Origin of the sequence: Kocuria palustris (assembly GCF_016907795.1) — a bacterium.
Lineage (GTDB): Bacteria > Actinomycetota > Actinomycetes > Actinomycetales > Micrococcaceae > Kocuria > Kocuria palustris.
The window spans coordinates 1,367,360-1,382,512 of the sequence record NZ_JAFBCR010000001.1 but is presented as its reverse complement, the minus strand read 5'-3'; the positions used below and the strand labels follow the sequence as shown (position 1 = coordinate 1,382,512).

The 15,153-nt window shown below is 65.9% G+C and carries 10 protein-coding genes and 2 CRISPR repeat arrays (1 of these 12 running past the window's edge); all 10 genes read left to right on the top strand.

All coding sequences use genetic code 11. The annotated features are described in order from the left end of the window. Positions 1-1,839 (top strand): dihydroxy-acid dehydratase, encoded by a 1,839-nt coding sequence (gene ilvD, locus JOE55_RS06075; RefSeq protein WP_204782317.1) that lies wholly within the window; start codon positions 1-3, stop codon positions 1,837-1,839. Positions 1,840-1,980: 141 nt separating this feature from the next. Then, positions 1,981-3,468, top strand: a complete 1,488-nt coding sequence (locus JOE55_RS06070; protein WP_204782316.1) for an alanine/glycine:cation symporter family protein — start codon at positions 1,981-1,983, stop codon at positions 3,466-3,468. Between the two features lie 180 nt (positions 3,469-3,648). Next, a CRISPR array of direct repeats spans positions 3,649-5,444; the repeat unit is 28 nt; unit sequence GTGCTCCCCGCGCATGCGGGGATGAGCC. A 389-nt stretch (positions 5,445-5,833) separates the two neighbouring features. Next, positions 5,834-8,755, top strand: coding sequence for a CRISPR-associated helicase Cas3' (gene cas3 / locus JOE55_RS06065; protein WP_204782315.1), 2,922 nt, complete (start codon positions 5,834-5,836; stop codon positions 8,753-8,755). 70 nt (positions 8,756-8,825) lie between these two features. Next, positions 8,826-10,514 carry a type I-E CRISPR-associated protein Cse1/CasA gene (gene casA, locus JOE55_RS06060; protein ID WP_204782314.1) on the top strand — a complete coding sequence of 563 codons (1,689 nt, stop codon included), beginning with the start codon at positions 8,826-8,828 and terminating at the stop codon, positions 10,512-10,514. After that, positions 10,511-11,134 (top strand): type I-E CRISPR-associated protein Cse2/CasB, encoded by a 624-nt coding sequence (gene casB / locus JOE55_RS06055; RefSeq protein WP_204782313.1) that lies wholly within the window; start codon positions 10,511-10,513, stop codon positions 11,132-11,134. The genes casA and casB overlap by 4 nt, the downstream gene beginning before the upstream one ends. Positions 11,135-11,155: 21 nt before the next feature. Next, positions 11,156-12,295: a type I-E CRISPR-associated protein Cas7/Cse4/CasC gene (cas7e, locus tag JOE55_RS06050; protein WP_204782312.1), complete on the top strand. Its 1,140-nt coding sequence runs from the start codon at positions 11,156-11,158 to the stop codon at positions 12,293-12,295. Then, positions 12,292-12,996, top strand: coding sequence for a type I-E CRISPR-associated protein Cas5/CasD (cas5e, locus tag JOE55_RS06045; protein ID WP_204782311.1), 705 nt, complete (start codon positions 12,292-12,294; stop codon positions 12,994-12,996). Before cas7e ends, cas5e begins: the two co-directional genes overlap by 4 nt. Further along, positions 12,993-13,697, top strand: a complete 705-nt coding sequence (gene cas6e, locus JOE55_RS06040; RefSeq protein WP_204782310.1) for a type I-E CRISPR-associated protein Cas6/Cse3/CasE — start codon at positions 12,993-12,995, stop codon at positions 13,695-13,697. The genes cas5e and cas6e overlap by 4 nt, the downstream gene beginning before the upstream one ends. Further along, on the top strand, positions 13,655-14,641 hold the full coding sequence (gene cas1e, locus JOE55_RS06035; protein ID WP_239546458.1) for a type I-E CRISPR-associated endonuclease Cas1e: 987 nt from the start codon (positions 13,655-13,657) through the stop codon (positions 14,639-14,641). The genes cas6e and cas1e overlap by 43 nt, the downstream gene beginning before the upstream one ends. Then, entirely contained in the window at positions 14,641-15,027 is a 387-nt protein-coding gene (cas2e, locus tag JOE55_RS06030; protein WP_239547199.1) for a type I-E CRISPR-associated endoribonuclease Cas2e, read from the top strand. Before cas1e ends, cas2e begins: the two co-directional genes overlap by 1 nt. Positions 15,028-15,064: 37 nt before the next feature. Continuing rightward, positions 15,065-15,153: a CRISPR direct-repeat array (repeat unit 28 nt; unit sequence GTGCTCCCCGCGCAGGCGGGGATGAGCC); it runs 244 nt beyond the window's last position.

Here is a 15,153-nt window from a genome sequence, read left to right as displayed (position 1 = left end):
GTGCCGCAGCTTCGTTCCGCCACCTCCACCACCGGCCGCAACATGTCGGGCGCCCGCGCGCTGTGGCGCGCCACCGGCATGGGCAGCGAGGACTTCGGCAAGCCGATCGTGGCGATCGCCAACTCCTTCACCCAGTTCGTGCCCGGCCACGTCCACCTCAAGGACATGGGCCAGCTCGTGGCGCGCGCGGTCGAGGAGGCCGGCGGCGTGGCCAAGGAGTTCAACACGATCGCGGTGGACGACGGCATCGCCATGGGCCACGACGGCATGCTCTACTCGCTGCCCAGCCGCGACATCATCGCGGACTCGGTCGAGTACATGGTCAACGCGCACTGCGCCGACGCCTTGGTGTGCATCTCCAACTGCGACAAGATCACCCCGGGCATGCTCATGGCCGCCATGCGCCTGAACATCCCCACGATCTTCGTCTCCGGCGGGCCCATGGAGTCCGGCGAGGGCGTCGAGGGCGTGGTGGAGCACCGCGTGGACCTGGTGGATGCCATGTCCCTGGCCGTGGACGAGTCCGTGACCGATGACCAGCTCGCGCTGATCGAGGAGTCCGCCTGCCCCACGTGCGGCTCGTGCTCGGGCATGTTCACGGCCAACTCCATGAACTGCCTCACCGAGGCCCTGGGCCTGTCCCTTCCGGGCAACGGCACCACTCTTGCCACGCACATCAATCGCAAGCGCCTCTTCGAGGAGGCCGGCGCCCGGATCGTGACCTCGGCCAAGCGCTATTACGAGGACGACGACGACTCCGTCCTGCCGCGCTCGATCGCCACCCCGGAGGCCTTCGCCAACGCCATGACCCTGGATGTGGCCATGGGCGGGTCCACCAACACGGTGCTGCACATCCTGGCCGCCGCGCAGGAGGCCGAGGTCGACTTCACCATGTCGGACATCGACCAGATCTCCCGGCGCGTGCCCTGCCTGGCCAAGGTCGCCCCGAACTCCACGAAGTACCACATCGAGCACGTCCACCGGGCCGGCGGCATCCCCGCGATCCTGGGCGAGCTGCGCCGCGGTGGGCTGCTGGACGAGGACGTCCACACCGTCCACGCCGCCACCATGGGCGAGTGGCTCGACGAGTGGGACATCCGCTCCGGCAAGGCGACCGAGCAGGCGAAGCACCACTTCCTGGCCGCTCCGGGTGGGGTGCGCACCACGCAGGCGTTCTCGCAGGCCAACGAGTACGAGGATCACGACCTCGACGCCCAGGACGGCTGCATCCGCTCGGTCGCCCACGCCTACACCAAGGAGGGCGGGCTGTGCGTGCTCTTCGGCAACATCGCCGAGGACGGCGCGATCATCAAGACCGCGGGCATCGACGAGTCCCTGTTCCACTTCAAGGGCTCCGCGTTCGTCGTCGAATCCCAGGACGAGGCCGTGTTCGAGATCCTGTCCAAGAACGTGAAGTCCGGGGACATCGTGGTCATCCAGTACGAGGGCCCCAAGGGCGGGCCCGGCATGCAGGAGATGCTCTACCCGACCTCCTACCTCAAGGGCCTGGGCCTGGGGAAGGAGTGCGCGCTGATCACCGACGGCCGCTTCTCCGGCGGCACCTCGGGGCTGTCGATCGGGCACATCTCCCCGGAGGCCGCCGCCGGCGGTGCCGTGGGCCTGATCGAGCAGGGCGATGAGATCGAGATCGACGTCGAGAACCGCATCCTGCGCGTGAACGTGGACGACGCCGAGCTGGCGCGTCGTCGCTCCGAGAAGGGCGAGGCACCCTGGAAGCCGACCAAGCCGCGCGAGCGCAAGGTGTCCAAGGCCCTGAAGGCCTACGCCTCCATGGTGACCTCGGCGGACAAGGGCGCGGTGCGGGTCGTCGAGGACTGAGGTCCTCGAGCTCGGCGCTTCACGTGCGCAGTCGGGGCACCAGCCGCAACTCGCCGGAAACCTGGCTGGTGTACATTGCACCAACTGCTGGGAACGGCCTGTGATCGCTCCGGCAGATTCCTCTGAGAAGCGGGAGTGCACATGGAGCAGCTCACTGAGCTCGTCGGCAGCGTCGGCAATTTCATCTGGAGCTGGATCGTCTTCGCGATCCTGATCGGCACGGGTATCTACCTGACGATCAGGACCAGGGCGGTCCAGTGGCGGTCCGTCCCGGAGATGTTCCGGGTGCTGCGAGACCCTCCCGGTGAGGACCCGGACGGCAAGAAGTCGATCTCGTCGTTCCGCGCGTTCACCGTCTCGGCGGCCTCGCGCGTGGGCACGGGCAACATCGCCGGCGTGGCCATCGCGATCAGCGTGGGCGGACCCGGCGCCGTGTTCTGGATGTGGGCCATCGCGGCCATCGGCGGCGCCAGCGCGTTCGTCGAGTCGCTGCTGGGCCAGCTCTACAAGCGCAAGGGCGAGACCGGCTACTACGGCGGACCGGCCTACTACATGACCTACGGGCTCAAGAAGCACTGGATGGGCATCCTGTTCGCGGTGATCATCACCGTCACCTACGGCCTGGTGTTCAACTCGGTGCAGTCCAACGCGATTGTGGACTCGCTGTCGGGCTCGCTGGACATCGACCCGTCGGCCGCCGGGGCCCTGCCCTTCAAGCTGATCGTGGGCGCAGTGGTCGTCGTGCTGACCGCCTCCATCATCTTCGGCGGCGCCCGCCGCATCTCCGCGGTCACCCAGGCAGTCGTGCCGGTCATGGCCATCCTGTACGTGCTGCTCGGGCTCCTGGTCGTCGTCCTGAACATCGGCGAGGTCCCCGGCATGGTCGCCGACATCGTCCTGGGCGCCTTCGGCATCCGCGAGTTCGTGGTGGGCGGCTTCATGGCCGTGTTCGTCCAGGGCCTGCGCCGCGGACTGTTCTCCAATGAGGCCGGCATGGGCTCCGCGCCGAACGCCGGTGCCTCGGCCTCCGTCTCTCACCCGGCCAAGCAGGGCTTCGTGCAGTCCCTGGGCGTCTACTTCGACACCTGGCTCGTCTGCTCGGTCACGGCGTTCATCGTGCTGCTGTCCAACCCGAGCTTCGGCGACTCTGCCCAGGGCGCCTCGCTCACGCAGACGGCACTGGGTCTGCAGCTGGGCACCTGGGCGGTCCACTTCCTGACCATCGCGATCTTCCTGTTCGCCTTCAGCTCGGTGATCGGCAACTACTTCTACGGCGAGGCGAACATCATGTTCCTCACCCGCTCGCGCGCGGTGATGAACGGCTACCGCCTGCTGGTGCTCCTGTCCGTGATGGTCGGCTCGGTGGTCGCCCTGGACCTCGTGTGGTCTCTAGCCGACGTGATGATGGCGATCATGGCCACGATCAACCTGATCGCCCTGATCCTCCTGGCGCCCATCGCTGTCAAGGTGATGAAGAACTACGAGGCCCAGCGCCGCCGCGGCGAGGAGCCCACCTTCAACGGCTCCGACATCCCGGGCTTCACCGGGCTGGACGCCTGGGACGGCACCGACGTGATCACCACCGGGGCGTTCTGGACCCAGCAGATGAAGCGCGTGGGCAAGGCCTGATCCGCTTCCGCCGCTGAACGACGACGCAGCCCTCCTCCCAGCCATAGCGGCGGGGAGGAGGGCTGTCTCGTTGCGTGCAGCCCTAATGCTCGATGAAGCATTGATCTGACCGCAGGGCCCGAATCTCTCGAACTGAAGGAGAATCGGGTCCGCGGCTGGAATCGTCCCATGTCAGGAAGTGTGCTCCCCGCGCATGCGGGGATGAGCCGGCGCAGGACGCCTACAATGCCGCCTCCGCGTCGTGCTCCCCGCGCATGCGGGGATGAGCCGAGACTTGTTTGCAAGTCTGAGCCTGGTATAGAGTGCTCCCCGCGCATGCGGGGATGAGCCGCCTGAGCACCGTCACCCCGTGACGACGTGACGGTGCTCCCCGCGCATGCGGGGATGAGCCCTCGATCCGATCCTGCCGATCGGAAGGCTGGATGTGCTCCCCGCGCATGCGGGGATGAGCCCATCGCCGTGTCCATCTGGCGCGGCATCGGAGAGTGCTCCCCGCGCATGCGGGGATGAGCCCGGGCAGGTCAACGCGCCCACGAAGGCCACCGTGTGCTCCCCGCGCATGCGGGGATGAGCCGCCCGATCTGCCCGATCATCGCCGACCACTCTTGTGCTCCCCGCGCATGCGGGGATGAGCCGTCAGTGGCGCTGTCAGCGATGGCCAGCAGCACGTGCTCCCCGCGCATGCGGGGATGAGCCCGGGCCGCGCTCCATCGCAGTGACCCACTGGCAGTGCTCCCCGCGCATGCGGGGATGAGCCGGAGGACGCGCTGGACCTGCCCAAGACCACGGAGTGCTCCCCGCGCATGCGGGGATGAGCCCTTCCAGAACTCGTCAAACGTCACCAGGTCAGGGTGCTCCCCGCGCATGCGGGGATGAGCCCCGGGTGAATGCAAGCCACTCCTGTTCCACGTTGTGCTCCCCGCGCATGCGGGGATGAGCCGGTGCCGCGAGCGCGGTGGGGGTTTCAGATGATGTGCTCCCCGCGCATGCGGGGATGAGCCCAGGGCTCGGGGATTGCGCTGGTGGGGTCGGGCGTGCTCCCCGCGCATGCGGGGATGAGCCCCGGCGGGTGGCCGGCAGCTCGAAGATCGGGGTGTGCTCCCCGCGCATGCGGGGATGAGCCTGGTCTCAGTCCACGTCGCATAGCGCGAGTTCTGTGCTCCCCGCGCATGCGGGGATGAGCCCGTGGGTGACACCCCGAACCAGACGCTGTCCTAGTGCTCCCCGCGCATGCGGGGATGAGCCCTACGCCGCGAACGGACACACCGCGGCGGACGCGTGCTCCCCGCGCATGCGGGGATGAGCCCAAGACCCAGAACTCGCGCTATGCGACGTGGACGTGCTCCCCGCGCATGCGGGGATGAGCCGGGCCGGGGATCGGCGGCGCGTGCGGCGGCGTTGTGCTCCCCGCGCATGCGGGGATGAGCCTCGCCCGCCTGGACTGCGAGGCTCCCCTATAGGGTGCTCCCCGCGCATGCGGGGATGAGCCGCCAGGCCGGTACATTCCTTTCGCAAATCCGCGGTGCTCCCCGCGCATGCGGGGATGAGCCCCTTGCTGACAAGGTTCAGGAGGAGTCGGGCGTGTGCTCCCCGCGCATGCGGGGATGAGCCGGCACGCGCGCCGCCGGAGGCAGCCTCGGCCATGTGCTCCCCGCGAATGCGGGGATGAGTCGGGGCCGCTATGGGCCGTGCCGGATCGCGTGGGGTGCTCCCTGCGCATGCGGGGATGAGCCGCAGCCGGACCAGGTGCTCCAATGAGCAGTGGTGCTCCCCGCGCAAGCGGGGATGAGCCCTGGCTGCCGGTGTCCCGGCAGGCGCTGTCCGAGTGCTCCCCGCGCATGCGGGGATGAGCCCGGACTCGGGGGTGCGGGTCGCCGCCGCGTACTCGTGCTCCCCGCGCATGCGGGGATGAGCCCCGTGATGGCTTGCAGCTACACCAGCTGGGAGAGTGCTCCCCGCGCATGCGGGGATGAGCCGGTGCTGTATGCGGGCGCGGAAACCCGGCTGGGGTGCTCCCCGCGCATCTGGGGAGGGGGTGGGTGCCCTTGCGACGCCGTGCCTGAACCTGGCGTCTGCCGCTGATATGGGGATGAGTCCGACCCGTAATGAGCGCTACCGTTCTAGTGGCAAATTTTCCCTGCGCGCGCGGGGGTGAGCCGTATTAGGCTACGAGGCCTTTGGCGCCTTGATCTGGCTCCCCGCGCATGCGGGGATGGAACGCGACACTGAACTCCGCTGCCGGTCGGACGGGACCTGACGCATCTCGCCGCGGCGAGGCGTGCCGATTTCGTCTACGAATAATGCATGATCATTGTCAGAGGCGACTCCTAACGAAGGCGCTGCCGACTCGACGATGAGGGCATCCATGGACCTGCCGGAGGATGTGTGGCGGCTCTGGGGCAAGACGCCAGGACTGGCTCCAGGGGCAGACGCTGAGGGAACGTGGCTGGCGCTGCATCAGCATCTGCGGGATTCGGCGGACGTCGGCATGGAGCTGGCTGACCGCTGGTTGTCGAACGCCCTCTTCCAGAGGTTGAACCGGATTGCCGATGGCGAGGTCCAGGAGCTCGTCGGATTCCTTGCGGGAACGCATGATCTGGGCAAGGCGCAGCTGAGATTCCAGGCCCAGGTCCGTGATTCTCCACTTGATGAGCGATGGCGACACGTCCAGGGGATGCGGGCCATGCCGGATCTGGCATTGGATGATCGCATCGAACGAGGCCATGCCGTCCATTCGGATGCGATTCTCTTCAGGTGCCTGCAACGGTTCCATCCGAAGGTGAAACCACGAGCGATCAGCTCGGTGACGTCCATCGCCGGCTGTCATCACGGCAAGCCGAGCGGCCTCGGGGCAGGGCAGCGTACTGACTCCGCTAGGCACCGGATCGATGAGTGGCTTATTAAGCACGGCACTGCATGGGAAAATCTCTGGATCACCATGATTGACGACATCGTCGATCGCACCGGCTCAGCCGAAGTCCTGGCGCGAGTGCTGGAGCGCGGTGGCCTGTCTGTTGCGGACCAGCTGATGCTGTCTGGTCTGGTGACCATGGCGGATTGGATCGCCTCCAATCAGCAGCTCTTCCCTCTGACGGTGTCAGGTCGAGTGCCGGGTAAGGCATCGCGTGCCGAGGGCGCGCTCAACGCCCTGAACCTCACCACCGCATGGGCTCCGCACGTTGACGGGGAGGTCCCCTTCCGCGAGCGCTTCGGATGGCGGGATGAGGCGGAACTCAGGCAAGCGCAGCTCGACGTCGTCCGCATCGCAGGAGCTATCGGGGCGCAGCCTGCGTTGATGATCGTCGAGGCGGAAACAGGCTCCGGAAAGACCGAAGCAGCACTGCTGGCTGCTGAGATCCAGGCGGCCAATTTTGGCTCAGGGGGAGTTGCCTTTGCCCTGCCCACGATGGCCACTGCGGACGCCATGTTCGCTCGAGTCCAGACCTGGGTCCGCTCGACGAGCGCTGACGAAGACCAGCTGCACTCCCTGTTCCTGGGCCATTCCCGAGCTGCGCTGAATCAGGACTACGCGGACCTGGTGGGCAGGACCCGATCAATCGCTTCCGACACCCCAGAGCAGCATCTGGACGTGGTCGCCCATCAGTGGCTGAGTGGTCGTCGACGTGGACTGCTCTCGGAGTTCGTCGTGTGCACCGTTGATCAGATCCTCATGTGCGCTCTGGCGACCAAGTACGTCACTCTTCGGCACCTGGGCTTGGCAGGGAAGGTTGTCGTCATCGACGAGGTCCACGCCTATGACGTCTATTCCACGAGCTACATGCACCGCGCCCTCATGTGGTTGGGGGCCCACGGCGCCCCGGTCATCCTCTTATCTGCCACTCTCTCGGCCGCTCAGCGGAGAGGCCTGGAGAGTGCCTATGCACAGGGACTGGAGGGGCACTGGGGCCAGGTGCTGGGGGATGGTTTTCCGTGGGACGAGACGGCGGAGCCGACCGAACCGGAGGTGGAATTCCCTCGCGTGACGGTCGTGACTCGAGACGGTTCTCTTTCAGAGGGGATCACGGCCCCGGAAGGGCACCGCAAGGCGGGAATGCGACTCATCGGCGACGAACTCAGTGTGCTCTGCCTCGAGCTGGAACCTTTGGAGAGGGAGGGGGGCGTTGTCGGGATCGTCTGCAATACGGTGCGACGCGCCCAGGAAGTCTACGGACAGCTGTGTCGTCGCTTCCCTGAGGACTCCCTGGAACTTCTCCATTCGCAGTTCACCGCCGCAGATCGAGCCGATCGAGAGCAAGGGCTGGTGAGGTGCCTCGGGCCGGATTCCCATAGAGGGGATGGTCGCCCGCAGCTGCGGATCGTGGTGGGGACCCAAGTTCTGGAGCAGTCTCTGGACATCGATTTCGACCTGCTGATCACTGACCTCGCGCCTGTGGATTCGCTGGCGCAGCGGGCTGGGCGATTGCATCGTCACCAGAGGCCCGACGAGGACCGACCCAGCTGGTTGAGCGCCCCCATGATGCTCATCCGAGGCGTGGACGCCACAGGCGATGTCCCTGTGTTCGACAAAGGCTCGACGGCGATCTACGGCGATCGGGTGCTTTTGGCGACGATGCATGTGCTGGCCGGTGCATGGCGAGGTGAGCCGTGGTGTCTCCGTCACGACGTTCCTCCTGCGGTGGAGGCCGTCTACAGCTCAGATCTCACGGTTCCGGCTGCATGGGCGGGGTCGTATTCCCAGGCCCGGGCTGAGGAACAGGCCCGGTCGGATTCCGCCCAGCGACGCGCTTGTGCGTTCCAGCTGAGCACGCCGTTTCGCAGCGACGGCAAACTCAATCTGGCGCTGAAGAACATGCTCGACCAGGACGCGGACCGCATCGACTCGGCGGCGCAGGCTCATGTTCGGGATATAGAGCCCACGTTGGAGGTACTGCTGGTCCAGCGTACGTTCGGTGGCATCCTGCGTCCGCTGCCTTGGGTGGTGATCGGTGAGGAATCGGGCGCGGACTACTCCCTGGACGAGCTGCAGCCACCTCCAGAGCTCGCGGCGAGAGCGGTCGCAGGAAGTGCGGTGCGGTTGCCCACCTGGCTTGTACGTCCAGACGAGGCATCCTTCTCTGCCGCACTCGACGAGCTGGAGAGGCGCGGCATTCCTGGGTGGCAGCAGCACTACCTGCTCAAGGGGCAACTCGTGCTGGAGGTGGATGACGATCTGCAGGGAGTGCTCGTGAGGCGACGGTTCCAGTATGACAGGTCGCTCGGTCTGTCGCCTGTCCGGGCCAAGGCGGATGATGGCAGTAGCTTAATAGTTTCGAATCTCTTGATCTGACCTCTTAGCAGGGGTCACTCTGATCTCAGATGCAGGTCAGGATGCGGCCGGTGGTCAGATAAGGAACGAGATGGAGACCGGGATGGACAAAGCCGGATTCAATCTGCTGGACGAGCCATGGGTGCGAGTGCGCACCCTCGAGGGCTCGGTGAAGGAGCTCGGCCTCCTGGAGGTCTTCCGGCGTGCTCCGGAAATCGCAGGGCTCTCCGGGGAGTCTGCAACTCAGGATATGGCTGTCTTCCGCCTGCTTGAGGCGATCCTCTTAGCGGCCGGACGCAGGCTGCCGATCACGCGTCAGACCCGTCCCGCAGAGACATGGGAAGCGCTTCAGGAGGACCAGGCCTACGCAGTGCGCGTCGAGGAGTACCTCGAGGAGCATCGAGAGCGATTCGACCTCTTCCACCCCACCGCACCGTTCTTCCAGGTGGCTGACCTGCAGAAATCCAAGGGCGAGTATCCAGATGCCTCTGCGCTGATCCCGGATGTGGGGCCCGGCCTCTTCTCGACTCGGACGAGTGTCGATTCGCGGTCCCTGTCTCCGGCCGAGGCTGCCCGGTGGCTCGTCCACCGCCAGGCCTATGACGTCTCCGGTATCAAATCCGGGACAGTCGGGGATCCGCGGGTCACGGGCGGGAAGGGGTATCCGATCGGGACGGGTTGGGCGGGAGCCATCGGTGTCGTTCAGGTCGTCGGGCCCACACTCGAGGACACGCTGTTTCTGAATTTCCCTGCTGAAGAGCTGCTCGAACATCGCGGGTCCGGCGCCGAGGATCTGGCGCCGTGGGAAAGGTCCCCGGATGCCGCCGCGCCCCGTGACCTGGAAGAGAGCGTTCCGCGTGGAGTGGTGGACGTCCTCACCTGGCAGCAGCGGCGCGTCCGTCTCTGGCGCGACCAAGACGGCAGGGTCTGCCAGGTGCTGATCGCGAACGGCGACAAGATCCGGCGCGCCAACAGCTTTGCCGATCCCATGACGGGGTACCGCTATTCGAAGGCCCAGTCGAAGAACGGCATCGCCGTCTACTTTCCTCGCACTCATGACCCGGACCTGACCGTCTGGCGCGGAGTCCAGAGTATGTTTGCGGAGACTGCAGGTGAGGTGAAGGCCGGACGTCGACCGCGCAATCTGACGCAGCAGGTCGACGTCCTGGACGAGGCTATCTCTGAGCGCTTCGAGGGTCATCAGCTGAGCCTTCGGCTGGTCGGCGTCGAATATGGAACGCAAGATGCAGTGGTGCTCCAGGAGATCGACGAATCGATACCTGTCAGCACCCAGCTGCTGTCCGGGTCTGGGCAAGAGCTGCGTTCGGAGGCTGTCCGTGCTGTCGAGCTCGTCATGTCCTTCCGTGGCTCTTTCCGCTGGTTCGTGCAGCAGCTCGCCCTATGCTCCGGAGCCTCCGCAGATGAAGCGTCCACCGATGCCGTCGCTGTCTGGATGGCTGATCTGGAGATCGCCTTCCGCCTCTGGCTCGCGGGCCTGGGGGAGGACTTCGACCCGGCAGCCGCTGACATGGCGTGGCGGCAGATCCTCCGGCAGGTGAGCCTGCAGCACATCGCCGATGCGGTGGAGGCGGCTGGGCCGGCGGCTGCCGTCGGGCGGATGGAGGAATCGGAGTCCGGCCGGGGGATCCTTCACTCTTCGGCGCGGTACGAGTCCTGGGCGCGACAGAAACTGGCGAAGACCCTCGCGCTCCCGGAGACGACAACGACCAGCGATGCGCCCCCGCCGGCTGGGGCCATCTCGACGGAAGGCTCTCGATGACGACGACAGATTCCACCCCTGAGTTGAATGCGGGGACCGGGGCATATGTCTCTCAGCTCCAGGCGAGGTTCCTCGCCGGAGACCCGCAGGCACGCGCCATCTTGGCTCTTCTGCGGCAATGTGTCGACGAAGCCCCGGGGCACACGCCGCAGATGTGGGAGATAGCGCTCGAAGTCACTCCACAGAATCTCATCGGACGCGGGGATGAGCCTAGTCCTGCGGAATCCGCGGTGCATCAGTCGCTGACGCTGTACGGCGTCCACCAGCGAGGCAACACCTCGCAGATGCACTACAGCGATGGGAGGAGCTTCGGGTACGCCATGGGGCGGCTGATGCGCGGACGGGCACCGTCCACCAAGAAGAGATATGACGCACTGCTCGGAGCCCAGAGCCCTAGAAGCAGGGCCTATCACCTCAGGTCTCTGATGGGGCTGCTGTCCGCCGATGGGATTCCGCTCGACCACGGACAGCTCGCTTGGGACCTCTATCTCCTCCAGGTAGACCGCCACCGCGACAGCATCAGTCGTCGATGGGGGCGGGACTTCTATCGGGCGTTCTCCTCGACCGCCAAGAGCACCGACGCTGCATTCACAGAAGCTGCTTCAGACCAGCCCGCCTGATCCTCCCTGAAAGGACCTGACATGACGACCTTCATCGATTTCCACGCCTTGCACACCCTGGCCCCTAGCAACGTGAATCGTGGGGAAGACGGCTCCCCCAAGAGCGCCGTATTCGGGGGCGTGCGCCGTCAGCGGATCTCTTCCCAGGCGCTCAAGGCGGCTCAGCGCAAGGCCTTCGGCGAGCACATGGACGCTTCGGATCTGGGGGTTCGCACCAAGCGGGTGGTGGAGCTCGCCGCTCGCAAGGTGGTGGAGCTGGACCCGTCGATCGATGAGGAGAAGGCGCTCGCCTGGGCCGAGGCCGCTTTCTCGAAGGCCGGCATCAAGATCGCCGCTCCCAAGAAGCCCAAGGCTGATGAGGGTGCCAAGAAGCCTGCGGCTGGCTACCTCATGTTCCTCGGGAACCACCAGATCGAGCGCCTTGCCCAGAAGCTCATCGAGTACGGCGACGAGGGTTTCTCCACGAAGAAGGAGGCTCAGCAGATCCTCGATTCCGAGCATTCCGTGGACGTGGCGCTGTTCGGCCGCATGGTCGCCGACGATGCATCGCTGAATGTGGACGCGGCGGTGCAGATGGCGCACGGTCTGGGCGTCCACGGCGCCGAGCCGGATTTCGACTTCTACACGGCTGTCGACGATCTTCAGCGACAGGACGAGGAGACCGGTGCCGGAATGATGGGCACGATCGAGATGATGTCCTCGACCATCTACCGCTACGCGACCGTGAATGTCGATCTGCTGATCAGCAACCTCGGCTCCAAAGATGCTGCTGTGCGCGCCCTCAGAGCTTTCGCCACCACGTTCGTCGAGACGCTGCCCAGCGGCAAGCAGAACACCTTCGCTTCGCATACGCTGCCGGAGGTGGTGGCGATAGCGGTTCGGGACCGTCGTCCGGTGAGCTACGTCAACGCCTTCGAGACCCCCGTTGCTGCGGCCGAGGCGCAGGACCGTCGTGTTCTGGCGGTTCGACGGTTGGCTGAGGAAGCGCAGAGCGTGGAGTCGACCTATGGGCTCATTCCGCAGGTGAAGTCGTTCATCGCCGTTCCGAGCCTACGTGAGGCTGCTGAACCGCTGGGGGAGCCCGTTGCACTGGCCCGACTCCTCGAACAGCTGGGCGAGGTCGTGGAGTCGGTGGAGGCCGTCGGAGAGGGAACGGCATGAGCGTGCTTCTCCTACGGCTGAAGGGGCCGCAGCAGTCCTGGGGGGTCTCCTCGCGCTATCGAACCCGTGAGGCCGGGCAGGAGCCCAGCAAGTCCGGTGTTGTCGGACTGCTGGCAGCTGCCGAGGGTCGGCCTCGCGACGCGGACCTGCAGGATCTTGCCGACCTAGAGTTCGGTGTTCGTGTGGATCAGCCGGGCAAGCTGATGAGCGATTACCACACAGCTCGCGTCCCAGGTGCTGCCAACAGCTCGTTGTCCACTCGGCACTATCGGGTCGATGCCGCATACATGGCCGCAGTGGCTGGCTCGGCGGAGCTCATCGAGGCCTTGGCCGCTGCTGTCGATTCGCCGCGCTTCCCGCTGTTCCTGGGCAGGCGTGCGTGCCCTGCACCGGTCGATCTGCTCTGCGGCGTCGTCGACGGTGACGATGTCGAGGCTGCCCTACGGGACCTGGAGGCGTCTCCCTGGCTGGCCTCGACTTGGTATCGCAAGGAGGCGCCCCAGCAGGTGATCCTCCCCCTGGCCCGCGATGCTCGCCCGGGGGAGGTGGGTGACACCGTGCAGGACGTCCCGGTTAGCTTCGACTCCCGGCGCCGCACATATGCCACTCGCGGTGTCTACCGTCCGGCCCCGGTCCTCGTGGAGAATCCTGACGGCCAGGCGGAGACGGACCCGTTCTTCCAGACAGCGAAAGCCGGATGATGTTCTTCAGTCGATTCCAGATCAATCCGCAGCGACGCGAGGCCAAGAAGCTGCTGGCGAATCCACGGGCTATGCACGCCGCCGTCGAGTCCTGCTTTCCGCCGCCACGACAGGAACCCGGTGAGGGACGACTCCTCTGGCGCGTGGACCGTGAGGCCCACGACGTCCGTCTGTACGTCGTTTCTCCCGATCGTCCTGAATTCAGGCATCTCGTGGAACAGGCGGGGTGGGAGCAGGCCCCCGGCGAGACCACGGACTATGGGCGTTTCCTGCAAGGGCTGCAGAAGGGTCAGCGCTTCGGGTTCCGTTTGACCGCAAACCCGGTCAAGCGGAAGTTCGTCCATGGCTCTCGTGGCAAGGTCCTACCGCTGGTCGGTGAACAGGCATGCATCGAGTGGCTGGATCGGCGAGCCGGCGGCTGGGGCTTCGCTCTGCGGCGCCAGCAGCTCCCGGACGAGATCGTCACCGAAAGGGCTCCAGACTTCCCTGCCGCACATGTGATCGGGCGGGAAGACCGGTCCTTCCGCAAGGATGCCGGAGGCCCGGGGCATGTTGTCACCCAGCGTCAGGTGGCGATGACCGGAGGCCTCCAGGTGACGGATCCGGGCGTGCTGAGAGCTGCTCTCGTCAATGGAATGGGGCGCGGCAAGGCCTACGGATGCGGACTGATGACACTGGCTCGAGGTCAGGTCGGCCCGTGACGGGTGCGCCACCGCCGGAGAGTCGTGAGCTGGTCACCGCCTCAGACCGACTCAGCTTTGTATATCTGGAGCGATGCACGGTACACCGCGATGCGAATGCCGTGACCGCCACCGATGAGCAAGGAGTCGTGCATATTCCCGCCGCCGTGATCGGTGCGCTGCTGCTCGGCCCCGGCACACGGGTGACGCAGTCGGCGATGGCACTGCTGGGCTCGTCCGGGGCGACGGTGGTATGGGTCGGAGAGGGAGGAGTTCGCTGCTATGCGGCCGGGCGACCGCTGGCGGGGTCGTCCAGGATGCTCGAGGCGCAGGCTCGTGCGTTCGCCAGCCAGCGCCGAAGGTTGGAAGTCGCCCGGCTCATGTATGAGTTCAGGTTTCCCGACGAGGATGTCTCCGGGCTCACCATGCAGCAGCTGCGGGGTCGTGAAGGCGCGAGGATGAGGGCGCTGTATCGACAGCATTCCGATCGAACGGGTGTCGCCTGGGCGCGGCGGGACTACGACCCCGAGGACTTCGCAGGGTCAGACGCGCTGAACAGAGCGCTGTCGAGCGCCAACAGCTGTCTCTACGGCGTAGCGGTGGCAGTCATCCACACACTCGGCATGGCTCCTGGGCTGGGATTCGTCCATGTCGGGCACGATCAGAGCCTGGTATATGACATCGCCGACCTGTTCAAAGCCACGACTACCATTCCTGCCGCTTTCGATGTGGTGGCGAGCGGATCCGATGATCCGGAGAACGACGTCCGTCGGCACCTACGAGATCATCTGATTCGGTCCCGTGTCATGGACCGTTGCGTTGCTGTCCTGCGTGAGCTGTTCCTGACGGCCCAGGAGATTGAGGCGGAGCCTCAGATCGCCTACGACCACTCCTTGTCCATCTGGTCAGGGCGCGGAGAGCAGCGCGCTACCGCCGGGCGCAATTACGACGGGAGCGATCCGTGATGGTCCTGGTCCTCTCCGCGTGTCCGGTGGGGTTGCGCGGTGATCTCACGAAGTGGCTCTACGAAGTATCCGCGGGCGTGTTCATCGGAACGGTTTCCGCTCGAGTCCGCGAGGAGCTTTGGGAGCGGACCAAAGACACCTCGGGCAGTGGTCGTGCGATTCTCATCTGGTCCGCGCCGGGCGAGCAGAAGCTGCGGTTCGAGGTGCATCGGCATCATTGGACCCCGGTGGACCTGGATGGACTCACCCTCATGCGGCGCCCTGCTGCACCAGGCGCATCGGTGGGCGGAGCCATGCGAAAGGGGTGGAGTCAGGCCGGGGGCGCGCTGCGCGGACGTCAGTTCCAGCGCAGAAGACGCGGAAGCAAATCTGCCGAGTCGAATTGATTCCGCGGTCGTGCCCATCATCACTCCTAGTCAGGAAGTGCTCCCCGCGCAGGCGGGGATGAGCCTGCACCTACCGACCCGAAGCCGACGACACCCAGGTGCTCCCCGCGCAGGCGGGGATGAGCC